Below are 21,339 nucleotides of genomic sequence, written 5' to 3'. Positions count from 1 at the left end.
AACTAATAGTAACGGAAATTGCAAAGCCTTTCTCTACCATTGTTATCCAATTTGTTAAAATCAAGTTCAAAAAACCTTTTTCGCTACTCAATCGGGACACGGCAATGGTCCCCCATTCTCTCCTGATATCTTATTTCCCAAAAACCCATCCCCCCGATCACTAAATCACCGATCACTCCCCTCCATCACCTCACTTCCAATTGATTTCAATCCGATTACAGGATTATTAGGAAAAATTTCCTAACTTAAAAATCATATCCGGTTTGACCTACATCTCAGGTTAGACCAGCCATAAACCCAATTTGTCAACCAAAATTTTAAAGAAATGTGTAAAAACCACGGCGTAGCCTATGTAAAACCCGGAAAAGTAGAAGTAAGGGAAATCGACTATCCCAAACTTGCCCTTGGAGACCGCCAATGCCACCACGGAGTCATTATCAAAATTGTCTCCACCAATATCTGCGGCAGTGACCAACACATGGTCCGGGGCCGTACCACAGCACCCGAGGGCCTTATTCTGGGGCATGAGATCACAGGGGTGGTCATAGAAGCAGGAAGGGATGTGGAATTCATCAAAGAGGGGGATCTCGTATCTGTGCCTTTTAATATCGCTTGCGGCAGGTGCCGAAACTGTAAAGAAGGAAAAACAGGCATCTGTTTAAATGTGAACCCCGCAAGGCCTGGCGCTGCCTACGGCTATGTAGACATGGGCGGCTGGGTAGGCGGCCAGGCAGAGTATGTCATGGTGCCTTACGCGGATTTCAACCTGTTGAAATTTCCTGATCCGGACCAGGCCATGGAGAAAATCAAGGACCTCACCCTGTTATCCGATATTTTTCCTACCGGCTACCACGGTGCGGTAACCGCCGGGGTAGGGCCCGGAGCCATCGTGTATGTGGCAGGTGCGGGCCCGGTGGGATTGGCATGTGCTGCATCCTGCCACCTGTTGGGCGCCGCCGTGGTCATCGTGGGCGACATGATTCCTGAGCGGCTGGAACAAGCCAGGAGTTTTGGCTGTGAAACCATAGATTTGAGAAATGATACCCCGCTACCCGATGCCATAGCGGAAATCGTGGGGGTACCCGAGGTAGACTGTGCGGTAGACTGTGTGGGCTTTGAAGCCAGGGGCCATGGAGCCAATGCAGACAAGGAAATGCCGGCAACCGTCCTGAATTCGGTTATGGATGTCACCAGGGCCGGAGGCGGTATAGGCATTCCCGGCCTGTATGTGACAGGAGACCCCGGTGCCGTGGACGAAGCTGCCAAAAAAGGAAGTCTGAGTATACGGCTGGGCCTGGGTTGGGCCAAGTCCCATAGTTTCCATACCGGCCAATGTCCCGTAATGAAGTACCACAGGCAATTGATGAATGCCATCTTATATGATAAGGTACAGATCGCCAAAGCCGTCAATGTACAGATCATTTCACTCCAGGATTCCGTGCAGGGGTATAAGGATTTTGATGGTGGCGCGGCCAAAAAATTTGTGATAGATCCCCATGGGATGATACCCAACTGATGAAGCGCAAGGGATACCAAGCCCAAAGTCCCGGTCTTCTGATCGGGACTATGCTTTTTTAAAAAATGACATTTCTAAACCAACTGCCGTGAAAACCAACTCATTCCTCCTGATAGTTATTATGGTCCTTTTTATTATGGCCTGCGGGGACGAGGAAGAGTCTGCCTGTACCCCCATTGACGTGCCTATTGAAGCCGATTGGGCCAGAGAAACCGATTGTCTCAACGAAACCCTTGGTCCGCTTTTGGAAGAGTCTGACCATTTGAGAATAACCTCACCGGAAGAAATGGAAGCCTTTCATTACTGTCTGGAAAATTTTCCCTCCATTGACTTTGAAACCGATTTCCTGATCGTGGGCGATGTGGAGACAAACAATGATCACGTTATTGAAAGCCAACGCCTGATCAATACCTGTGAAGATGAATACATCCTGGGCATTGAATTAAGGGTCACGGATTTTCCAACGATTGCCAGGACCTATTTGTTTTTTATCGTTCCCATAGACCTCGTGGATGAGGAGATGGCTATTGAAATTGAATATGTGTAAAAAAACTTGTCGCGAAAGCGAAGGGCTCAAGCCAGGTCTTTGACCCGGCACGGGAAAACAGCTCCTGCGAAAATTGAGAACTTGCCAATCAAAACAAAAGAAAGTCAGCCCAAAAACCCGAATATAAAAACCCATTTTATTATCTTCGGTCTTTATTGGACCACAGGCTTTTATTTTAAAAAAGAAATATGATAAGGATAGTTTGGATAGCTGTGATGTTCCTGTTTGCGGGAACAGTGACTCAGGAACTGAAAGCTCAGCACATTGGATTTGGTGTCAGGGCCGGTACCCAATTGTCCAATATTCCCCAATTGGACGTGAACACCCTTGTTGGGTATCATTTTGGGGGCTATTATCAGTATCAGATAAAGGACAAGTGGATGGTTGAGCCTGCCATTATGTACTCCCAAAAAGGGATTAAAGATAAACTTAACTATACTACTCATTATCACACTGACAGATTCAAATACCTGGATGTGCCAGTCCTGTTGAAATACAATGTAACGGGAGATTTTGATCTGATCGCCGGGCCACAGGCTTCTTTGTTTTTATTCCGGTCTTCAGGATACGGCAGTGAAAGAGAAACGTCCAAGGAAGCCGTGAAGGGGTACGATCTGGCCGGCGTTCTCGGGCTGGGTTATCATGGACTGCCTTTCGGTCTCAATTTACAGGCTACCGCGGAGTTTGGAGTGATTGACACCAACTATACGGACCAGTCCGGAAAAAATCAGTTGTTCAGATTCTCAGTAGGCAAGTCGTTCTAGACTTTTTAATCGGCATGGGGAAAAATATTTGACCATGTAAAAAATACTGTTCCGGGTTATTTGTTTGTGCGGGCGCTGGTTTCCGGGAGTGTCTGGCCCCGGATCCGGTCAAAGGGATTCGGGGGATTACTCGAATTAGCACGAAGGATTGGAATTATTTGGTTAAAAGTCTATCCAAAAATCAATCCCCAACAACCCTCCTGCTAATAGGCTGTGAAATCTGTGGTTTAACCCCTCTCCACCCTAAACTTCCATCGGCTGCCAATCCTTCCACACCGGATCATACCCTTTCTTCCGTATCATCTCCTGTACTTCCGCCGGGCTGCGGTGATCGGAGATCTCAAACTGCTCCAATGATTCCTCTGCCACAGCATAGCCGCCGGGATTGGTCCTGGATCCGGCACTCATGCTGGTCACCCCCAAAGGAAGCACATTTTCCCGGAATTTTTCAGACTCCCTGGTGGACAGGGAAATTTCCAGATCGGGATTCCAAAGCCGGTAAGCGCAGATCAGTTGGACCAGGTTTTTGTCACTCACCACCACATTGGGCTCGATGATGCCCTCCGCTGGACGCATGCGGGGAAAGGAAATGGAGTACTTGCTCTGCCAATAGGTCTTCTCCAGATAATCCAGGTGATGAGCACATATCAGGCTGTCGGTGCGCCAGTCCTCCAGCCCCAACAATACCCCCAAGCCGATTTTATGAATGCCGGCCCGCCCGATCCTGTCGGGCGTCTCCAGCCTGTAATCAAAATTCGATTTCTTGCCTTTGGGATGATATTCCCTATAAACCTCCCGGTGATAGGTCTCCTGGTATACCAGCACCGCATATACCCCAAGCCGGCGTAAGGCTTCATATTCTTCCTGCTCCAAAGGCTGGACTTCTATGGAAATATTCGCGAAACACTCCCGGATAAGCGCCACTGCCTTGGAAAAATAACTGATGTTGACGGTGTAATTGGCCTCCCCGGAAACAAGGAGAATGTGCTGAAAACCCATCTTTTTGATGGCTTTTACCTCCTCCAGCAATTCCGCTTCCGTCAGGGTCTTCCGGGGAATTTTGTTGTGAAAACTGAAACCGCAATATGTACAGATATTCTGGCATTCGTTGCTCACGTACATGGGCGCAAAAAGCTGGATGGTTTTCCCAAAACGCTCCCGTGTGGCCTGATGGCTAAGCTGCGCCATCCTTTCCAGATAGGGTTCCGCGGCTGGGGAAATCAGGGCCATGAAATCATCCAAGCTCCTTTTGTTGCGGTTTAAGGCCCTCAGGACATCTGTGGATTTTTTACGGTAAATCCCTTCTTTAAGGGCGTTCCAATCCAGTTTTTCAAATATGTTTTTGAAACTGTTATTCATCTTCCCGCTCGTTCAAGAACCCGGTCAAAGGGCTTGATGCCTCTGCGTAATCCTGTTGTTTGCCCAACCCCGACTCATGGGCGATCCTTCCGGAAACCACCGCCATTTGGAATGCCCGGGCCATATTTTCGGGGTTTCCCGCCACGGCAATGGCCGTATTCACCAGTACCGCATCCGCACCCATCTCCATGGCTTTGGCCGCATCCGAGGGGCTGCCGATCCCCGCATCAACGATAACCGGCACCTTGCTCTGCTCAATAATGATTTCCAAAAAAAGGTCTGTTTTCAGGCCTTTGTTGGTACCAATAGGGGACCCAAGGGGCATCACCGCCGCAGTGCCCACCTCTTCGAGCCGTTTGCACAGCACAGGATCCGCATGGATATAAGGCAGGATCACGAAACCCATCTTAACCAGCTCTTCCGCTGCCTTTAACGTCTCTATGGGATCAGGCATCAAATATTTAGGATCAGGGTGGATTTCCAGCTTGAGCCAGTTGGTCTCCAGGGCCTCCCGGGCGAGTTGTGCGGCGAAGACGGCCTCTTTGGCATTCCTTGCCCCCGAGGTGTTGGGAAGCAGCTGTACTTTTTCCCTGTCTATTTGCCCTAAGATCAGATCCGTCTCTGTCTCCGTATCGATCCTTTTCAAAGCCACTGTTACCATTTCCGTTCCGGATTGGATAATAGCAGCTTTCATATCCTCAGGACTGCCGAATTTTCCGGTTCCCAGCAACAAGCGGGACTGGAAAACCCTATCGGCTATTTTCAATGGTTGGTTCAAGCTTTTCATATATTCGTTGGATTAAGTTTTTGGGGTCAGCACTTCGGGTAATTTCTCCCGAAATAGCCACCCCATATATGCCAGTAGCCATCAGGCCTTCCAGGTCGGCTTCCCTGATTCCGCCTATGGCATAAATGGGGGTGCGGTCACCCGCTTCCTTCTGTTTACCCAGCAGCTTCCTATAACCTTCCGGGCCAAGAACGGGACTTAGTTTCTCCTTGGTTTGGGTAAAACGGTAGGGCCCTAAACCGATATAATCACATTTCTCCGCCATCCTTTTTGCGATATCTTCCCATGTGTTGGCTGTACCGCCTATGATTTTATCCGGTCCTAAAATGCTTCGCGCATCACGCACTGACATATCATCCAGTCCCAGATGTACACCATCGGCACCATTTTCCTTGGCCACCAAGACATTGTCATTGACAATAAAGGTAGCTTTATAATGGGAGGTCAGTACCCTCACCCGGCCGGCCAAATGGTGAAATTCAAACGGCGTGCTGTTTTTGTATCTGAGCTGGATCCAGGTACAGCCCCCGTCCAGTGCTTTCTGTATGGCTTCAAACTGACTGCGGTGGTCAGCCCCCTGCGATATATATTGAAGTTTATCCATGATTACATTTCAGCGGTTTTAAATTAATCTGAGTTCAGAAACTTTTCACTGGGAATCCCCTTACGAAAGAAGACTGCCGCACCCTTTTTCCAGCCCACCTATCCCCCTAAAAGGCAGTGACGATAGGCAGCTTTTTTAAACCTTCATACTTCGACGTTAACCTATCATTTCGTGTGTTTTCCTGCATTGCAGAAAATGCTTCAATCCGTCTTTTGAATTCTCCTGCCATATTGCCCCAAGCAAGGCATAACCGTCAAATCCCCATTCCCGGAGCAAGGGGATTTTATTCTCTTCAATGCCCCCTATGGCCACCTTTTTACAACCCGACTCCGGTAATTTTTGAAGTGGGGTTTCTGTAGAAGGTTGATAACCCGGCTTGCTGATACTTGGGAAAACCGGGCCATAAAGCGCATAGCTGAAACAGGAAGAGAGCTGCAGAAACCTTTCCCGTTTATGAATGGACGTACTGAGGATATGACCTTGCGTTTTCAAGCTTTCCAGTTGGCTCACCGGTGTGGCCATCCGCAGCTTTTCAGGAAAATGCAGCCGTTTTATACCAAAACGAGCGGCAAGCCGATGGTGTTGGTGAAGGGCTATTTTTTCCCTGAAATCTTCGGGAACTTCCTTTAGCAATTGCGTTAATTCCAACTCGGAGGCATTGGATTTTCTGAGATGGAAAAGCTCCATGCCTGCCTCAAACAAGGCAACAATGCGCTGTAGCTCCCGATCCACCGCCTCCGGACTGGAAATAACGATCTGGATCATGGCTCAGAGATATATTTCTTTCCCTTTTTCCGCAAACTCAGCGGACTTTTGTTCCATCCCTTTTTCAGCGTATTCCCTTACTTCCTGTGATATTTTCATGGAACAGAACTTGGGACCGCACATGGAACAGAAGTGGGCCACTTTGGCACCATCGGCGGGCAAGGTTTCATCATGGAATTCCCTAGCCGTATCCGGATCCAGAGAAAGGTTGAACTGATCCTCCCACCGGAACTCGAAACGCGCCTTGCTCAGGGCATTGTCCCTGAACTGCGCTCCGGGATGGCCCTTGGCCAAGTCCGCGGCATGGGCTGCGATCTTATAGGTAATCACCCCGTCCTTCACATCCTTTTTGTTGGGAAGGCCAAGGTGCTCTTTTGGCGTGACATAACACAACATGGCACAGCCATACCAGCCTATCATGGCCGCCCCGATGCCCGAAGTGATATGGTCATAGCCGGGCGCTATGTCTGTGGTGAGAGGGCCCAAGGTATAGAAAGGTGCTTCCCCACAAGACTTCAATTGCTTGTCCATGTTCTCCTTGATCATGTGCATGGGGATATGGCCCGGCCCTTCTATCATCACCTGTACATCATGTCTCCAGGCAATTTTCGTCAATTCACCCAGGGTCTCCAGTTCGGCAAACTGGGCCTCGTCGTTGGCATCGGCAATGGATCCCGGACGCAAGCCATCACCCAGGGAAAAAGCCACATCATAGGCTTTCATGATCTCACAAATTTCTTCGAAATGGGTGTAGAGGAAATTTTCCTTATGGTGGGCCAAACACCATTTGGCCATGATGGAACCACCCCGGGATACTATCCCTGTTACCCTTTTTGCCGTCAGGGGCACGTAGCGCAGCCGGACCCCTGCGTGGATGGTAAAGTAAGAAACACCTTGCTCCGCCTGTTCAATGAGGGTGTCTTTGAAGATCTCCCAGGTAAGGTCTTCCGCTTTTCCATTTACTTTTTCGAGCGCTTGGTAAATGGGTACGGTGCCTATGGGCACCGGGGAGTTGCGGATGATCCATTCTCTGGTCTCGTGGATGTTGCTGCCCGTGGACAGGTCCATGATGGTGTCTGCTCCCCAGCGGCATGCCCAGACGGCTTTTTCCACCTCTTCCTCTATGCTGGAGGATACTGCGCTGTTGCCGATGTTGGCATTGATCTTCACCAGAAAATTCCGCCCGATGATCATAGGCTCGCTTTCCGGATGGTTGATGTTACTGGGAATGATGGCCCTTCCCGCCGCCACTTCGTCCCGCACAAACTCAGGGGTGATATAAGGAGGAATATGGGCCCCGTGGCTGAACCCGGTATGCTGCTCAAAAAGGCCTTTATCGTTTTCCTGCGCAGCTTGCTTCAACTCAGCTATCCTTTGGTTTTCCCTGATGGCGATGTATTCCATTTCCGGGGTGATGATACCCTTCCGGGCATAGTGAAGCTGCGTGACGTTATGGCCGTTTTTGGCCTTTAAAGGCTTTTTGGCATGCTCAAACCGCAGGTGGTCCAATGCGGGATTGGATAGTCTCCTGGCGCCATATGTTGAACTTACTTCCGCCAATTGCTCCACATCGTTTCTATCCCTGATCCAGGGTTCCCGCAAACGGGGCAGCCCCTTTTGAAGATCTATTTGGTATCCCGGATCGGTATAGGGTCCGCTGGTATCATAGACGGTTACGGGGATATTTTCGACCTCATTGTCCTTGTTTATTTTTGTGGGGGACAGGGAAATTTCCCTCATCGCCACTTGAATGTCATGTAGTTTGCCGGGGACATAAATTTTCCTGGAACTGGTGAACGGTGAACAGCTAATGCCGGCTGCTTGGGGTTTGATATCTTGTTTTTTCATGATTAACCTCCCTGTGTAGCTTTAAAGATGAAAACTTTATCATTGGGCCGAATGACCTGGTAGCCCCATTCCTCCCTGGGTAAAATCTCCGAGCCAAGGGCAAGGGCTATGCCCCGCTGGTTTTCCGGAAATTGAATTTCCACCAACTGCTGTGCGGTAATGCGGTCGCATTCCGGCAATGTAAAAGGTCTGTCATTGAGTAAGATTTCCATTCCTATTGGGGTTATTATTGACAAAAAACTTTAGGAATGGCCTTAATGGATAGAAAACCGATAACTTTTTCCTTCGGCAGTATGAACTGCATCAGGTTCCAAGGGTATGATCTCAGTCCCGATACCCAATCCGGGACACCCCTAAAGTACAGAACAAAGTTATGGAATATCAGGGAGTTTCAAAAAAATGTGCCAAAAGATATAAAAAATATGGGTGCAGAAAACCTATTCCGGATCACCTGCACCCATACACTATTTCTTATTTACTTCCATCGTCCGGCGGATGGAAAATCACTTTGCAAAGCTAAAAACAACCTTAAGCCTATCGGATATGGTTTGTTCCTCCGGGTTAAAGGTGGGCTCTGTGCGGTCATCAGCGGTTTTCATCATCATGGCTTCCGCCCGGTACATTACCGGCTGAAAGGATTGGCCTGAAGTATAATCCACTTTATGCACCTTAATGTCCTGGATTCCCATGGTGGATGCTATGATTTCGGCTTTGTTGCGCGCATCTTTAAGGGCAAGTTCCAACAACTCTTTTTCATAGCTTTTCCGCTTGGCTTCCGATATCCTGAAATTCAATTGAAAAGCCATATCAGTAGCTTGGTGGAGCGTTTCCACTATCCTGACCAGGTCTTTTTCCGTATCATGCACCACAATATTGAGGGTTTGACTGGCCACGTAGCCACTGTCCCTGGCGCTGCCTTTGGTATAGATGCGGTTGATGTTTATATAATAATTATCCGCTGTAAAGGTGTAGTTATCCACGCCGGACTTTTTCAGGGCGTCAGAGACTGCTTTGGATTTTTTGTTGAGGGCATCTGTCACTTCTGCCGTTTTCATGGCTTTTTCCGTAAGATTAACCTGTATGAGGGCTTCGTCAGGCATCACCTTGAGTTCACTCTGGCCCTCCACTTCAATGGTGGGCATGGATTTATCCTGCGCGGCTGCGGAAAATGCTCCAAAAAGCAGGACCATTACGATCAATAAGCTGTTTTTCATTTTGATTTATCCTAAAGTTTTTTCTGACTTGTCAAAACCCGGGCCAAAAACATTTTTTAAGATGAGCCCTGCAAGCCAATGTACTTTTAAACGTGTGATGCTTTTTTAGGTTGGGCTTCCCGGAGTTTTGGTGGCTTCGCTGAAAACCACCTCCTCCAACACCAATCCGTTTGCAGGGGCTTTTGGCGGGAAAGCTGATTTTTCGAGGCTGACTAAAGCCTGCGAAATGTCTTCCAGGCTTATTTCCCGCTTTCCCAGAAGAATAAGGGCCGCCATCATGCGCCGCACCTGGTGCATCAAAAACCCGCCGGCCCTTACCCGGAAAACATACATATTGTCTGCCAAGACACCCCCCCAAACACTTCCAGCCTTTGAAATTTCTGCTTGAACGACTTCCCTAACAAAATCGTCCGTATGCTTGCCGTGACTGCAAAACCGGCGGAAATCATGCTTTCCTACGAACAGTCTAGCCCCTTTTTGCATCAAGGGGATATCCAGCGCTCTACCCGCATATGCCAGGCTACCCGCCCAAAAAGGGTGGGGTTTTTCTCCAACCGCAAAATAATAACCGTACTGCTTTTCGACCACATGATGGATCACATTAAAATCCAACGGCACCTTTTGGCCCTGAAGTATACGGATATCGGAAGGCAGGTTCTCATTGAGTGTTTTAAGAAACTGCTCGGGATCCAAAGGAGAGGGCAGAAACAGTTCAAAGGCCCCTTTCAGACAGGAAACACCACTGTCGGTCCGGCTGGCTCCCAACACGGTGAAATCCTCATGCCCCAGTACATAACGGATGCTCCGTTCCAAGATGCCCTGGACGGTCTTCACGCCGGGCTGCCGCTGCCAACCGTGGTAGCGAAGTCCCAGGTATTGTATCCAAAAAAGATAAGTAAAAGGTCTGTTTTGCATGGAACAAAGCTAGGATAACAGCGTGAGTTTGCCAAGGGCGAAAACGGTTGGATAATATCACGGAAAGAATTTTATCGGAAATGCGACTGAGACCGACACCGTTCCCTGACCTCGCGCCTCACAAAACCCTTTCAATTTTTTACTGAAATTATTGACTTATGATATAGTTATGATTATATTCATCTGTTTATAATTGTTTTTCAATGGTCAGATGGCCTGTGTGTCTAATGATTATTTTAGTCATGTCGATTTCATATGAAATTGTTTGGGTCAGGTTCTTAAAAAAGGAAGACATATTCAAGGAGAGTCTAAATTTCCCCTTATGATAAAAAATCTACTGATCGCTTTTTCATTGGCCGCCCTCTGTGCTTGCGACAGGGACGATGCGTCACCTTCCGCCTGTAAGGGTTTGGTGGATGGGGTTTATGCTTTTCCCGAGCTTCCGGAAAACCATGGGATGACGCAGGAAGAGGTCACCAGCTATTGGGACCTTCCAGAAGAAGTGGCGGGCTGTATTCCCGGAGGCGGTTTGATAAATACCATACTTGATTATCCCCATATCGGCCTGATCATGGCCAGTTCCTCCAGTCCACAGCATGGATACGACACCTATATCCGGGCCCGATTCCGGGGAGCCCGGGAATTGGAGAACAGACCTGACCGGGGCACGGATTTGCTTCTGGCCTACCAGCAGGTGGACCCTTTGGGTTATAACCCTGAATGGGAGCTTTTGGAGATAGGCAGATACCAGTTCCGGATATTCAACCTGGAAATCGTATTCAGCCAATACAACAACCTGGCTGCCTTGACCACCTGCGAGAAGATAAAATTGATGCACTTGGCCAGGACGGTATTTGAGCAAAAACGGCAAGATGAAGAGACGTATGGTGCCTGGGGTTTGGCAACCACCGCTGCTCTGATGGCGCGGCTGATGAAAATGGACGAATTTCCGGCATTTATGGCAGTTTATGACTTGCAGGAAGTGATGTTGTTGACCGAACGGTTCCAGCCTTTGTCCATAGCGGTATTGGAGGAAATTTATGTTATTTCAGAAAGCTTTTTGGACCATTTGATAAGAGTGGGTTGAAGGAGACCCGGGAAGGCAGGCAAAAACGAAGGCGTAAGGCTTAGGTTTCAGGGATCTATTTTTTTAATAACTTTGGGAAGTTTACTTCTTAATCTACAAAATTCCGCATCATAAAAATATCATATTCATGGGGATCCATTTAATGTTGATCAACTTCTTTATCGCTTCCATCGCAGTTTTGTCGCAGTCCGATGAGACACTGGAATTCAAAAAGCAAATGGAACTGGTCTGGTCTGACGAATTTGATTATGAGGGCCTGCCGGATTCAACAAAGTGGAGCTTTGATATCCAAGGAAATGAATGGAACTGGGGTAATAACGAACTTCAATGGTATACAGATTCAAAGGTGGAAAACGCCGTGGTATCCGATGGCACACTGAAAATAACCGCAAGGAAAGAAAAGACAGGCAATAAAGAATACAGTTCTGCAAGGCTAAGGACATTGGGAAAAGGGGATTTTAAATACGGCTTCTTTGAGGTTAAGGCTAAACTACCAAAAGGAAACGGTACCTGGCCTGCCATATGGATGCTTCCCAGTGCCCCTGGTAAAGATTGGCCTTCAGGAGGGGAAATCGATATCATGGAACATGTGGGTTTCAAACCGGATACTGTATTTGCCACCGTACATACAAAAGCACATAACCATATCATAGGTACTCAGGTTGGGGAAGATTTTCTATTGCCTGAAGCTACTACCGACTTTAATGTTTATGCATTGTATTGGGATGAGGAACAGATAAAAGCTTATGTAAACGGCGTACGCTATTTCAAATATGAAAAAAATGGCCAAGGGCCTGATGTTTGGCCCTTCGACACTGAATTTCACCTGCTTCTCAATTTGGCCATTGGAGGAGGATTGGGAGGCAAAAAGGGTGTGGATGATCGTTTATTCCCGCATATTTATGAAATAGAATATGTCAGGATCTATCAATGAGATCGCACAATGCTTGCGAAGTGGCTTCTAGTGATGAGGATGTGATTTTTTTAATCGGTCTGCCTTTTTACCATTTCATTGATCCAAATCGGTGCGAAAGGCGAAGTACAGCCTTTGGAAACCGGATAGTCCTTGTAGATACCGAGTTTGTTTCCCAAGTCTATGGCTCTTTGTCTGTGTGCCGGGTGATAAATCCCGATGTGCGCCAATGCGAAATTCATTGTCCATTGGACTTCAGGCTGCGCCATGGGCATTTCTTTTTCTATTTGGTCCAACAGTTTTCCCAAATCCAAATCCGCCGCGTCTTTCGTGATTTTGCTTGCCAATATACTCCATGCTGAACGCAAAGCCCATTTGTTATCTGATGTTATCCACATTTGTCTTAACTGTTCTTTTTCAGGGTGTTTATTGGAAATGTACGTATTAAACCAATCCGCTACATAGTCAAAACTTGTCGTTTTCACCAACTTCTCCAATTCTTCAATTGATAATTCACTGGGTTTCATCAGCAGGACAGCAAGCAATTGGGCTTCGATGATTTGGGTATCCCAAAGCGTCAAGGCAAGATCCTTGTCGGCTGTTTTAATTTTTTTGGCCACCTTTCTAATATCACCCATTTTGACGCCAAACTGGTTGCTTTCAGACGCTCCATGCCTGATATTATGGGCTTTCATTTTTTCGCTGCCCAAAGCTTTAAGTTCGGCGAGGATTTGTTTTGTTGTCATTGCGGTTGTTTTTTAGGGCTCTTTAGGATCAAGGCACTTATCAATGTCACCACCAAGCCTATGGGCAATACCTCCGCGTAAGTAATGAGTATTACAAAAACCGGGTTTTCATACATCCTGCTGAAAATCTCCATCTCTTTGGTTTTGGCAGCCAATTCGGTGTCAGTAGTACAATTGTGCAAAACGTGCGCGGTGTACACTTCCATAAAATCCGGAATAAACAGGTAATAATAGAAAAGCCAGGCCACTACATAAAAGGTTGCCGCTATGAGGGTGATGAGAGCCCCGGTTTTAAAGGCTTTACCGAAGGATATGATGCCGCCAAGCTCTTTATTGCGGTAATTCCTGATGCCAACAAATATCAGCGAATATATCACCAACAGTATGGCATAGCCGAGCAAGTCATTGCTCTTGAACTCAGGATTGGCGTACAGCATGTTTACCATGATCAGCCAGGGAATGCACAGTATCATTCCCATTACCAAACCAAAAACCAGTACATTCTTTTTCATTTTTATCCGTTTTAGTTACCGGCTACAAAACTAATGTGCTTATCCGCAACGTAACTCATACTTTAGTACCAAAACCCCGCTTTTGGAAGGATATCCTACTAAAGTAGGATACTTCTTACGCTATGATTTTCAGTCTTTTCGCTTTTTCTATGGTCTGTGTCCGGCTTTTTACGTCCAATTTTACAAAAATATTGGAAACATGTGTTTTGACGGTGCTAACCGAAAGAAACAAACGGTCTGCAATATCGGCATTACTGTACCCCTTTGTGATGAGCTGTAACACTTCGTATTCCCGGGGAGTGAGGTTTAATTTCTCCAGTTCCGCTTCGTTAACGGTGAAATCTTCAGGCTGAGGAATAAATACTTCTTTTTCGACAATCACTTTCTCTACCCTCGGTCTGGCCAGCTGGGTGGCTACCCAAACGCCCAAAACAGTAAAAAACACCGCGATAAGGCCAATATAAATGTCCAGGGCATTATCAACGATCAAAAACTTCCATTGCAGCCATTTCAGAATAAAGACCAAAATGGCCAGCAACAAGCCATAGAGGATGATGTGGCGGGTCTTGAGAAATATTTTTTTAAAAAAAACCATGGTCATTTTGGCTGCCGGCTGGTATTTTTATGCTGTTTCAGCTCCGGAACGGAAACCTGAAAACAACATACAAAAACAGCAGGCCATAATTCTCAGAAAGTTTCAATGCTGTCATATGTTGAAGATGCTTCTTATCCATTCGTTTCATTTATACGGTAAGGTTATTCCGGTGGTATAGTTGAATGCCTTTTTTGTTTATTGGAGAAGCACCTCAACTTAGTGTAAAGTTAATGAATAATGAGGCAAAAAAAATCGCTTGTCACCTATTTAATAAGTTTCTTCTGCTGGGGCGCCACCCTACCTCCAGCTTGGCCTAAAACTTTATTAACTGATTGTATAGCGGCTGTCCGCTAAAATTATTACTTTTATCTATACTTGCTTTTTGTGTGGTAACTCAAAAGTAGCCAGACCGGGTTAGTGTACAAAATGGCTAACCCGGTTAATTGTTTTTAACTGACACCAGTGACATGAAATACCTAATTTACTTTATCATTTGTTTTCATTTTGCCTGTACATCCGGATCTAAAAACGGGCGTCATTCCCTCAAAATGGAAAGAATCGACGAGATCGTCCTACAGGCGAGGGATTGCACCATTGTGAACCCCAGCAATACATGGTTCATTGAATCCGATTCAGGCAATTATCTTTTTGCTTACAACCACGTGGAAAAAAACCTTCATTTCATCGATTTTTCGGATGGAAGCGTGGCTTCCAAGGTTCCCTTGGCTTACGATGGACCAAATAGTGTCCGAGGAGCTATGGGGTTTTCATTGATAGGACGGGATTCCATTGGCATTACCTTTGCTCCGCCTGCCATTGCGCTGATCAATTTTAAAGGGGAAATTATATGGAAGAAAGAAATCACGGATGAATATTTTGACCTGACGACACTTATAACCACGTCTTATAAACCGGTCCTGAAAATCGGAAACAACCTGTTTGGCCCGCAGCCCTTTTTTATGGACCATTTGGGGATGGCAAAAAGTGATATATTGAAACAGCGTCTGGTATTCAGCTTAAATTTTGATAGCGGGGAAATATCCTGGCATGATGTGTTTTATAACAAGAATTATTGGGACCGGGGTAAGAAGCCTTCCGACTATTCCTGGGACCAACGGGGGAAAAATATCTATATCGCGCCTGTTTATGACCATGAAGTCATCATATTCGATACCCATACGATGGAAGTTGTAGACCGTAAAGAAGTGGAGTCGCAGTATATAAAAAACTTTCGGTATGCAAATGAAATCGTTGATTTGGAAACTTCTTTAAAAATGAGGCTTTCCCACGACATGTACGGTCCAATTATTTATGACAGGTACAGGGATGTGTTTTACAGGTTCTTTACCCCGGGCTATGAACCGGAAGATGAATTGAGTTTTGAAGAATTAAGGCCATTAGGTTGGTCAAGGCCCTACTCGGGTGTAATGGTATTGGACAGCAGCCTAAATGTCATCGGGGAGCATTTATTCGATAAGTTTGAAATCCTTCCTGCCTCCATGTTTGTCGGTGAAAAAGGCCTGTACCTTTCGATGAACAATGAAAACCACCCCGATTTCGATGAAAATCATTTCAGGTACAGGTTGGTAAGATTTAGTATAGGGGACTGATTCCTGCGGGAAGAAGGATATTTACAGCTTTTAATCGACTGGTTTTTTTAGAATTTAACCCCAAAATGAAGGCCCGGCTCAAGTAAAAAATAATTCGGCCATTTGCTTTCCAGTTGGGCAAAGGATTCGGGAACATGGGTATTGATGGGCCAATGGGTGAGGGCCACGGATGGCTCTATAAACAGCCGGTTTTTAAACAGTTCAAAATGATATCCCAAACGGTACGTCATAAATAACTGATAGCCATTCTGGATCCTGACATCATCCTCATCCACATACTTTTGCAAGGCATTCATCGCGTGGGCGGCTCCATAGACCCCCTTCCACAAAAAACGCTGATAGACGAACGCGATGCCGTGCTCCCTGATGTATCCCGGATATTTTTCCTCCGGGGATTGGAATGAAGCCCCGTAGGGTATCCCCAAGGGCCATGCGTATTTCCATGTTTTGGCTTCCAGGGAAATGACATCTTTGGGACTGATCCGGTAACCAAAGTTGAGCTGTACAAAACCGGGAGGGTTGGGATCGTCGGGTATAAAGTTTCCCAGCATAAAAAAGGTGCTTCCCACCTGGTTTTCTCTTCTCCGTCTATCACGTCATAGCATCTTATGCAGCCTTTTAGCACAAAATACCCGTCCTTGGAAAGCTGGCCCTCTTTGAGCAGGATGGTACCCTTTTTATAAGTCCTGAAAATGTCAAAGTCAGTCAGCGCCTGCTTTTCTTCGTCCAAAAGCGGCATGTATCGGGAAATGAACTCAAAAAGCTCGTTTTCCATTTTTCCGGCTTTGTGCTGAGGTTATAAGCAAAGGCAGGCTTTATTTCTATTTGAAATTTACTTGCATACAACTTTTCATATGATTATAATTTTTTCTCAATAGGCCACATGCTTGCGTGCCGTAATGCACTTCAGCATGCAGGCATGGAATCTCGCATGATAGATAATCATCCCCGTTTGTGACGATTCCGTCATGCTCGATTTCATCACCACACTTTTGCCAAATCCTTTTTCAGCAGCGTATAGTTGGCCGTGGAATCCACTTCGTAAGGAAGGGCCGGGTAATTGCCCTGTGGTTTCACGCAGGGCATGTTGTCAATCACCTCTGGAGCCATGTTTGATCTGCCATACTTTTGCCCAAACTTAAATTGGATATCAGCCCTGTCAGGCAGCACCAATTTTTTCTCTCCGTAAGGCTTCCCAATTCTGAACGTAAGGGTGCTGTCATTCAAGGAATATTCATTCCAAGGTTTAATTTGGAATTGGGATTTGGGAAAAGCGTCATCTGTTTGCGAAAATGCCGGAAAACAATAAGCCAAGGCAAAAACCGCCGGTATAAAAAGCTTTTTCATGTGTTTATAATTGTTCCTTAATTGTCATATAGCTTGTCCCGGACTTGATCCGGGAGAATCTCGCATGATAGATAATCATCCCTCCGTGTGACGATTCCGTCATGCTCGATTTCATGTGTTTATTTTTATTGGTTTTCAATGGCCACATGGTCCCGAAAGCTTTCGGGATGATGACTAACCCCGAAAGCTTTCGGGGCATTACCCTGTATATCTAATGATTATTTTAGTCATGTCGGTTTCATCATCATGTGTTTTGGTCATTAATCAAAGATCGTCAATTTTTTCTTGAAAATCGCTCCTGTTAGTTGGTTTCTTTCCCTCATTTCCGGGAGTTCTTTAAGATCGACAGGTTGGCTCGAATTTACATCGACCTTCCGGATGCGGTAAGACCTTATGCGAACTACCCCATTTAGTTCAGAAACTTCTGCTGGCTATAGCCAGCGTCTTTTATCCAGCATCTTCCAATAAACCATTAATTTCATTTTCCAGTTTCGGTATATCACGGACTACTATGGACCAGATTATTTCCTCGGATACACTGTCGTAACCATGGATAATCCTGTTCCTAGTGTCAACGATCTTCCTGGATTTTTTGATCCTAATATTTGGATCCAACTTCAGGATTCTACTTACTGCCTCACCTATTATTTCAATATTCCGTTCTATGGCTCTTTTGGTTTTCAGGTCATTCCGGAATTCAAAAAAATCTTTTTTGTCAGAAAGGAAAAAATTTATCTCCTCGATAGCCTGTTTGATATCGGCTAGCCATGTCCTGATTTCATTTTCCATACACCAAGACCTTTGTTTTTTCAATCTGTTGCTTTAGGTATGGGTTTTTTATCGCTTTTTGCTCCAGGAGATCAACCTGTCTTTTTAACAATTGCTCCAACTGAAACTTTAGATTGAAATACTTATCGGAATAGGATAAAGGATCACTATCCTCGATATCCACCACCAGATCAATATCACTTTCAGGCCTGAAATCTTCGCCCGTTACAGAACCAAACGCAAAAAGGTTTTTCACTTCGTTGGACCTACAGAGTTCCGTTATCCGGTCAATATGTCTTTTTAGCTCTTCCATCTTGATCAAAGATACGGATTTTATCATTGATCCGTTTTCCGGTATGGACTATAACCGGAAAGCCTGGAAAGGTACCAAAATAATGGGTTGTGGAAATTCACCATAGTTTTCTTCCACCTTCCTTTTTACAACATCAAATCTTTCCCTTCCTCTTATTCATTGCAAACTCGGTTCTCTGGATTTATTGTTCCCATTTCACATATTTCCGCCAGTTATGTTGTTCTTTGAACCCCAGGACCTCACGGATTTTCCGGTTTGAAAACAAGGCTTCATGTTCTCCCAGTTCGCGGGTCACCGGTACACCCGGAAAAAACCGTTCCGCCAGTTCCTTGCTGGGGATAACGGCACCGTTGTGATCGTTTCCGGCGTTGAAAACCTGATAGCCCAAGCCATCTTTTTCCAAACACAAATCCACAATCTGGCCCAGGTCGCGCGCATCAATGTAACAGAATGCGTTCCTCCGGCGCACTTCAGGGTTTTTGAAATAATGCGGAAACAGTTCGGCATATTCGTGGGGCTCGACCACGTTCCCGATCCGGAGAGCATAAATGTCAAAGCCCGACCGCCGTTGGAAGCTGCGTGCCGTGTGCTCATTCACCACCTTGGATAAACCATAGCTGTCCATGGGATCCACCTCATAGTCCTCCTCCAAGGGCAGCACTTTAGGGTCGGTTTTCCCGTCTGAAAAACAGATGCCATAGGTGGTCTCTGAAGAGGCAATGATGATCTTTTTGATTCCAAGTTTAACAGCCGCTTCAATGACATGGTATGTACCCATGGTGTTGACCCGAAAAGTCTCATTGTCTGGTTTGATCAGAATCCTGGGGACGGCAGCAAAATGCACCACCGCATCAAATTTTGGCACGCCACCACCTGGTTCCAACTCATCCAACCCGGCATACGAACTCATGGCATTGAACATTTGCCCGGAATCCGTGATATCAGCTGCCAGATTATCCACCCCTGGATAATCGAGAGGCACCAGGTCTGCGTTCACCACCCTATGCCCCTGGTTGAGAAGGTAAGGTATCACGTGTTTTCCCGCCTTCCCCGATCCCCCCGTAAAAAAAATCCGCTTTTTAGTCATGTGCTTTTCTGTTTGATGATGATTTTATTTTTCCGCCAAACAAGAATCCGTTCAGAATCGTGGCTATTTTGTATAATTTTTGATCTAAACAGGCTCCCATAACTGTATTTGATTGCCTTCAGGGTCTTCCAGAGAAGCAAATCGTCCATTTGGATATTCCTGAGGGTCAACCGTTACTTTTATACCTGCATCCTCAAGGCTTTTGCAGAAAGAGTGAAGATCATTAACCCTAAAGTTAATAGACAACTGTGCATCAGCCTTAAAATGGGGGGAATCGGCATTCATTGGGGCAAAAATTGTAGGGCCTGCTTCCTGGTGCCAAGGTTTATGATCATATGTTTTGGGAGGTATGGCCACGCCCAAATTATCCTCATACCATTTACTTAATTCCTTTGGATTCCTGGCTCTAAAAAATATGCCACCAATTCCGGTTATGTTTCCCATGATTAAATCATTTAAATTAATAATTTCATTATGAAAAGAGGATGCTAATAAAGATAGCTTCCTGTAAACTTTAGGGTTCATAGTAAAACGTCACTGCACCGCTTCCAAAGGTTTTTGTCTTTATCAATTTAAGGGTGGTTCTGTCGTGTATGTTTTCAAATAACGGCAGACCCTTTCCCGCTATAACTGGGTGAATACAAATCTGGTATTCATCTATAAAGTTACGTTTCATCAACTGTATAATCAAACTCCGGCTGCCAACCAGAATGTCTTTACCCGGTTGTTGTTTGAGATCCAAAACTTCTTCTTCAATCGCCCGGTTTGCCAACTTTGCACTTTCCCATGCTGTATTTTTCAGCGTGTGGGAAAAAACAACTTTTGGAATGCTATCTATTACCACGGCAAATTCGTCCTCCGCTTTATTACCTGTGGGATTATCGACCACAGTCTGCCAATACGCCATAAGTTGGTAGGTTATCCTCCCAAATAGAATGGCGCCTGCGTTGCGTAACAAGTCAGTGTAATGCTCGTGTATTTCATCATCAGGGATGATTGCGGTATGGTCGCAAAATCCGTCAAGGGTCATATTGATTCCTGCAATTAGCTTTCTCATTATGCTGTTTGGGTTTGGTCAATTGTCAATTTTAATAACCCGGCCAATTCAGAGGCCTGTCCGAGTGACAACTTTCCAGTTTCATACCTTTTTGCCGCGAAGAACCTTTTTGTCTCCCTCTCATCCAGATGGTCCGGGATATTTAATGTTGGATGTTTCATCGTCTAAATTTATTAAAAATTTGAGAATGGGCCTTATTCTAGCATGTTCTCTTGTTGGACCCTAACGGGCCACCAGCAAAAAACCCTGACCGGTTAATGCATCAATCAGGACTTTTTTTGAGGGGCTTTTCGCTAGTGGGCTAAATGTTGTAGGCAGGCTCTTTTTATTTTTTTTCAATTAATCCAAGTTCCTTTATTTGTCTTTTTAGGTGGTCACCCCAAAAGGTGAAGTTTCCATAGAATTCAAGACAGTCGTTAATTGTTTTGGGCTTGTCAAGCTCAGGTAATATAAACTCTTCAAAGTCAAAAGTTAAAGAGTCTTTGAATTCTTCTAAGTCCGTTTTGTTAGTTATGGAGTAACCTCGATTGTCACCGAATTTTCTTTTCTTTCGGTCTGGCAGAAATGTTCCTTCATCAAGAGGTACCGTCAAATCGTTGTAGGTTGCTTTTTTCTTATTCTCGTCCTTCAATGTTGCTTTTACTGCAATTCCGATGTTGAATCGAAAGTCCACACTGTCTTTTGAGTTCCAGGAGTAGTTCTGGAGATTAATCACATTGAAAAAATCTCCTTTGTCCTTCCACCAAGTTTGTCCAGATGTCTGATAGCCCATTCCTTTAATTTTGGTTTGAGGTAAGTCTTAATAAATTCCTTCTGTTTGTCTTTTGCAGTCATCTGTTTTTAGCTTGCCGCCAACGGCAGTTCGTCTAAAAACCTTCTTGTGGGTAGAATAATCTGCCTTAAACGCTTCATTTTGATTGATTTTAAGCTGCCAATCGAAAATTTCCTGAATCCCGGTCAAAAACTCCTGATTCGATTGCCGGTC

At 45.7% G+C, this 21,339-nt stretch carries 27 protein-coding genes and 1 riboswitch; of the genes, 6 read left to right on the top strand and 21 right to left on the bottom strand.

Annotation, left to right across the window (positions count from 1 at the left end; genetic code table 11):
- Window positions 1-325: 325 nt before the first annotated feature.
- The 3 genes from fdhA (at window position 326) to ACFPFU_RS21615 (ending at window position 2,827) form a co-directional block, all read left to right on the top strand.
- Entirely contained in the window at window positions 326-1,516 is a 1,191-nt protein-coding gene (fdhA, locus tag ACFPFU_RS21625; protein ID WP_377068052.1) for a formaldehyde dehydrogenase, glutathione-independent, read from the top strand.
- A gap of 88 nt (window positions 1,517-1,604) precedes the next feature.
- Window positions 1,605-2,063 carry a hypothetical protein gene (locus ACFPFU_RS21620; protein WP_377068050.1) on the top strand — a complete coding sequence of 153 codons (459 nt, stop codon included), beginning with the start codon at window positions 1,605-1,607 and terminating at the stop codon, window positions 2,061-2,063.
- Between the two features lie 188 nt (window positions 2,064-2,251).
- Window positions 2,252-2,827: an outer membrane beta-barrel protein gene (locus ACFPFU_RS21615; RefSeq protein WP_377068049.1), complete on the top strand. Its 576-nt coding sequence runs from the start codon at window positions 2,252-2,254 to the stop codon at window positions 2,825-2,827.
- Between the two features lie 243 nt (window positions 2,828-3,070).
- Here the strand turns inward: ACFPFU_RS21615 and thiH are convergent, their stop codons facing one another.
- The 8 genes from thiH to truA all read right to left on the bottom strand — a co-directional run bounded on the left by thiH (window position 3,071) and on the right by truA (window position 10,319).
- Window positions 3,071-4,186 (bottom strand): 2-iminoacetate synthase ThiH, encoded by a 1,116-nt coding sequence (gene thiH, locus ACFPFU_RS21610; RefSeq protein WP_377068047.1) that lies wholly within the window; start codon window positions 4,184-4,186, stop codon window positions 3,071-3,073.
- Window positions 4,179-4,973, bottom strand: a complete 795-nt coding sequence (locus ACFPFU_RS21605) for a thiazole synthase (protein ID WP_377068045.1) — start codon at window positions 4,971-4,973, stop codon at window positions 4,179-4,181. Before ACFPFU_RS21605 ends, thiH begins: the two co-directional genes overlap by 8 nt.
- Window positions 4,936-5,577, bottom strand: a complete 642-nt coding sequence (locus tag ACFPFU_RS21600; protein ID WP_377068043.1) for a thiamine phosphate synthase — start codon at window positions 5,575-5,577, stop codon at window positions 4,936-4,938. The genes ACFPFU_RS21605 and ACFPFU_RS21600 overlap by 38 nt, the downstream gene beginning before the upstream one ends.
- A 156-nt stretch (window positions 5,578-5,733) precedes the next feature.
- Window positions 5,734-6,342, bottom strand: coding sequence for a thiamine phosphate synthase (locus tag ACFPFU_RS21595; protein WP_377068041.1), 609 nt, complete (start codon window positions 6,340-6,342; stop codon window positions 5,734-5,736).
- A 3-nt stretch (window positions 6,343-6,345) separates the two neighbouring features.
- Window positions 6,346-8,190 (bottom strand): phosphomethylpyrimidine synthase ThiC, encoded by a 1,845-nt coding sequence (thiC, locus tag ACFPFU_RS21590; RefSeq protein WP_377068039.1) that lies wholly within the window; start codon window positions 8,188-8,190, stop codon window positions 6,346-6,348.
- A 2-nt stretch (window positions 8,191-8,192) separates the two neighbouring features.
- The gene (thiS, locus tag ACFPFU_RS21585) at window positions 8,193-8,402 is read right to left on the bottom strand and encodes a sulfur carrier protein ThiS (protein ID WP_377068037.1); all 210 of its coding nucleotides are present in this window, start codon (window positions 8,400-8,402) and stop codon (window positions 8,193-8,195) included.
- A gap of 51 nt (window positions 8,403-8,453) precedes the next feature.
- Window positions 8,454-8,555: riboswitch (TPP riboswitch) on the bottom strand.
- A 138-nt stretch (window positions 8,556-8,693) separates the two neighbouring features.
- A complete protein-coding gene (locus tag ACFPFU_RS21580; RefSeq protein ID WP_377068035.1) occupies window positions 8,694-9,404 on the bottom strand; it encodes an SIMPL domain-containing protein in 711 nt (236 codons plus the stop codon).
- Window positions 9,405-9,509: 105 nt separating this feature from the next.
- Window positions 9,510-10,319 carry a tRNA pseudouridine(38-40) synthase TruA gene (gene truA, locus ACFPFU_RS21575; RefSeq protein ID WP_377068033.1) on the bottom strand — a complete coding sequence of 270 codons (810 nt, stop codon included), beginning with the start codon at window positions 10,317-10,319 and terminating at the stop codon, window positions 9,510-9,512.
- A gap of 322 nt (window positions 10,320-10,641) precedes the next feature.
- Between truA and ACFPFU_RS21570 the strand changes: the two genes are divergently transcribed.
- Entirely contained in the window at window positions 10,642-11,406 is a 765-nt protein-coding gene (locus ACFPFU_RS21570; protein WP_377068031.1) for a hypothetical protein, read from the top strand.
- 127 nt (window positions 11,407-11,533) lie between these two features.
- Window positions 11,534-12,340, top strand: coding sequence for a glycoside hydrolase family 16 protein (locus ACFPFU_RS21565; RefSeq protein WP_377068029.1), 807 nt, complete (start codon window positions 11,534-11,536; stop codon window positions 12,338-12,340).
- Between the two features lie 50 nt (window positions 12,341-12,390).
- Here the strand turns inward: ACFPFU_RS21565 and ACFPFU_RS21560 are convergent, their stop codons facing one another.
- The 3 genes from ACFPFU_RS21560 to ACFPFU_RS21550 form a co-directional block, all read right to left on the bottom strand.
- Window positions 12,391-13,065: a DNA alkylation repair protein gene (locus tag ACFPFU_RS21560; RefSeq protein WP_377068028.1), complete on the bottom strand. Its 675-nt coding sequence runs from the start codon at window positions 13,063-13,065 to the stop codon at window positions 12,391-12,393.
- The gene (locus tag ACFPFU_RS21555) at window positions 13,062-13,577 is read right to left on the bottom strand and encodes a DUF4199 domain-containing protein (protein ID WP_377068026.1); all 516 of its coding nucleotides are present in this window, start codon (window positions 13,575-13,577) and stop codon (window positions 13,062-13,064) included. Before ACFPFU_RS21555 ends, ACFPFU_RS21560 begins: the two co-directional genes overlap by 4 nt.
- Before the next feature lie 115 nt (window positions 13,578-13,692).
- Entirely contained in the window at window positions 13,693-14,172 is a 480-nt protein-coding gene (locus ACFPFU_RS21550) for a helix-turn-helix transcriptional regulator (protein ID WP_377068024.1), read from the bottom strand.
- 467 nt (window positions 14,173-14,639) lie between these two features.
- On the opposite strand from ACFPFU_RS21550, the gene ACFPFU_RS21545 reads away from it, so the two are divergent.
- Window positions 14,640-15,782 (top strand): DUF4221 family protein, encoded by a 1,143-nt coding sequence (locus ACFPFU_RS21545; protein ID WP_377068022.1) that lies wholly within the window; start codon window positions 14,640-14,642, stop codon window positions 15,780-15,782.
- Between the two features lie 47 nt (window positions 15,783-15,829).
- Here the strand turns inward: ACFPFU_RS21545 and ACFPFU_RS21540 are convergent, their stop codons facing one another.
- From ACFPFU_RS21540 to ACFPFU_RS21495, 10 genes are all read right to left on the bottom strand, one after another.
- Window positions 15,830-16,351, bottom strand: coding sequence for a hypothetical protein (locus ACFPFU_RS21540; RefSeq protein WP_377068020.1), 522 nt, complete (start codon window positions 16,349-16,351; stop codon window positions 15,830-15,832).
- Between the two features lie 412 nt (window positions 16,352-16,763).
- Window positions 16,764-17,129 carry a hypothetical protein gene (locus ACFPFU_RS21535; protein ID WP_377068018.1) on the bottom strand — a complete coding sequence of 122 codons (366 nt, stop codon included), beginning with the start codon at window positions 17,127-17,129 and terminating at the stop codon, window positions 16,764-16,766.
- Window positions 17,130-17,576: 447 nt separating this feature from the next.
- A complete protein-coding gene (locus ACFPFU_RS21530; protein WP_377068016.1) occupies window positions 17,577-17,918 on the bottom strand; it encodes a HepT-like ribonuclease domain-containing protein in 342 nt (113 codons plus the stop codon).
- Window positions 17,908-18,237 (bottom strand): nucleotidyltransferase family protein, encoded by a 330-nt coding sequence (locus ACFPFU_RS21525; protein WP_377068014.1) that lies wholly within the window; start codon window positions 18,235-18,237, stop codon window positions 17,908-17,910. Before ACFPFU_RS21525 ends, ACFPFU_RS21530 begins: the two co-directional genes overlap by 11 nt.
- A 154-nt stretch (window positions 18,238-18,391) precedes the next feature.
- Entirely contained in the window at window positions 18,392-19,297 is a 906-nt protein-coding gene (locus ACFPFU_RS21520) for an NAD-dependent epimerase/dehydratase family protein (RefSeq protein WP_377068012.1), read from the bottom strand.
- 84 nt (window positions 19,298-19,381) lie between these two features.
- Window positions 19,382-19,822 carry a VOC family protein gene (locus tag ACFPFU_RS21515; protein WP_377068010.1) on the bottom strand — a complete coding sequence of 147 codons (441 nt, stop codon included), beginning with the start codon at window positions 19,820-19,822 and terminating at the stop codon, window positions 19,382-19,384.
- Entirely contained in the window at window positions 19,812-20,354 is a 543-nt protein-coding gene (locus ACFPFU_RS21510; RefSeq protein ID WP_377068008.1) for a dihydrofolate reductase family protein, read from the bottom strand. Before ACFPFU_RS21510 ends, ACFPFU_RS21515 begins: the two co-directional genes overlap by 11 nt.
- Window positions 20,354-20,515: a UPF0175 family protein gene (locus tag ACFPFU_RS21505; protein ID WP_377068006.1), complete on the bottom strand. Its 162-nt coding sequence runs from the start codon at window positions 20,513-20,515 to the stop codon at window positions 20,354-20,356. Before ACFPFU_RS21505 ends, ACFPFU_RS21510 begins: the two co-directional genes overlap by 1 nt.
- A 164-nt stretch (window positions 20,516-20,679) precedes the next feature.
- Window positions 20,680-21,126 (bottom strand): DUF4304 domain-containing protein, encoded by a 447-nt coding sequence (locus ACFPFU_RS21500; RefSeq protein ID WP_377068004.1) that lies wholly within the window; start codon window positions 21,124-21,126, stop codon window positions 20,680-20,682.
- Window positions 21,127-21,153: 27 nt separating this feature from the next.
- Window positions 21,154-21,339: hypothetical protein (locus tag ACFPFU_RS21495; RefSeq protein WP_377068002.1), on the bottom strand; the 186-nt coding region annotated here is incomplete at its 5' end.

Origin of the sequence: Negadavirga shengliensis (genome assembly GCF_042652345.1) — a bacterium.
Taxonomy (GTDB): Bacteria; Bacteroidota; Bacteroidia; order Cytophagales; family Cyclobacteriaceae; genus Negadavirga; species Negadavirga shengliensis.
The sequence above is the reverse complement of the archived record's forward strand: the minus strand, read 5'-3'. Positions and strand labels throughout refer to the sequence as shown.

Bases quoted from the DNA above. Each gene is read 5' to 3' on its own strand.
- ACFPFU_RS21510 (WP_377068008.1), bottom strand. From the start codon at position 20,354: ATGAGAAAGCTAATTGCAGGAATCAATATGACCCTTGACGGATTTTGC.
- ACFPFU_RS21580 (WP_377068035.1), bottom strand. From the start codon at position 9,404: ATGAAAAACAGCTTATTGATCGTAATGGTCCTGCTTTTTGGAGCATTT.
- ACFPFU_RS21615 (WP_377068049.1), top strand. From the start codon at position 2,252: ATGATAAGGATAGTTTGGATAGCTGTGATGTTCCTGTTTGCGGGAACA.
- ACFPFU_RS21570 (WP_377068031.1), top strand. From the start codon at position 10,642: ATGATAAAAAATCTACTGATCGCTTTTTCATTGGCCGCCCTCTGTGCT.
- ACFPFU_RS21545 (WP_377068022.1), top strand. From the start codon at position 14,640: ATGAAATACCTAATTTACTTTATCATTTGTTTTCATTTTGCCTGTACA.
- ACFPFU_RS21605 (WP_377068045.1), bottom strand. From the start codon at position 4,973: ATGAAAAGCTTGAACCAACCATTGAAAATAGCCGATAGGGTTTTCCAG.
- truA (WP_377068033.1), bottom strand. From the start codon at position 10,319: ATGCAAAACAGACCTTTTACTTATCTTTTTTGGATACAATACCTGGGA.
- ACFPFU_RS21530 (WP_377068016.1), bottom strand. From the start codon at position 17,918: ATGGAAAATGAAATCAGGACATGGCTAGCCGATATCAAACAGGCTATC.
- ACFPFU_RS21535 (WP_377068018.1), bottom strand. From the start codon at position 17,129: ATGAAAAAGCTTTTTATACCGGCGGTTTTTGCCTTGGCTTATTGTTTT.
- ACFPFU_RS21515 (WP_377068010.1), bottom strand. From the start codon at position 19,822: ATGAACCCTAAAGTTTACAGGAAGCTATCTTTATTAGCATCCTCTTTT.
- ACFPFU_RS21505 (WP_377068006.1), bottom strand. From the start codon at position 20,515: ATGAAACATCCAACATTAAATATCCCGGACCATCTGGATGAGAGGGAG.
- thiS (WP_377068037.1), bottom strand. From the start codon at position 8,402: ATGGAAATCTTACTCAATGACAGACCTTTTACATTGCCGGAATGCGAC.
- ACFPFU_RS21520 (WP_377068012.1), bottom strand. From the start codon at position 19,297: ATGACTAAAAAGCGGATTTTTTTTACGGGGGGATCGGGGAAGGCGGGA.
- ACFPFU_RS21550 (WP_377068024.1), bottom strand. From the start codon at position 14,172: ATGGTTTTTTTTAAAAAAATATTTCTCAAGACCCGCCACATCATCCTC.
- ACFPFU_RS21525 (WP_377068014.1), bottom strand. From the start codon at position 18,237: ATGATAAAATCCGTATCTTTGATCAAGATGGAAGAGCTAAAAAGACAT.
- ACFPFU_RS21565 (WP_377068029.1), top strand. From the start codon at position 11,534: ATGGGGATCCATTTAATGTTGATCAACTTCTTTATCGCTTCCATCGCA.
- fdhA (WP_377068052.1), top strand. From the start codon at position 326: ATGTGTAAAAACCACGGCGTAGCCTATGTAAAACCCGGAAAAGTAGAA.
- ACFPFU_RS21595 (WP_377068041.1), bottom strand. From the start codon at position 6,342: ATGATCCAGATCGTTATTTCCAGTCCGGAGGCGGTGGATCGGGAGCTA.
- ACFPFU_RS21555 (WP_377068026.1), bottom strand. From the start codon at position 13,577: ATGAAAAAGAATGTACTGGTTTTTGGTTTGGTAATGGGAATGATACTG.
- ACFPFU_RS21600 (WP_377068043.1), bottom strand. From the start codon at position 5,577: ATGGATAAACTTCAATATATATCGCAGGGGGCTGACCACCGCAGTCAG.
- ACFPFU_RS21500 (WP_377068004.1), bottom strand. From the start codon at position 21,126: ATGGGCTATCAGACATCTGGACAAACTTGGTGGAAGGACAAAGGAGAT.
- thiH (WP_377068047.1), bottom strand. From the start codon at position 4,186: ATGAATAACAGTTTCAAAAACATATTTGAAAAACTGGATTGGAACGCC.
- ACFPFU_RS21560 (WP_377068028.1), bottom strand. From the start codon at position 13,065: ATGACAACAAAACAAATCCTCGCCGAACTTAAAGCTTTGGGCAGCGAA.
- thiC (WP_377068039.1), bottom strand. From the start codon at position 8,190: ATGAAAAAACAAGATATCAAACCCCAAGCAGCCGGCATTAGCTGTTCA.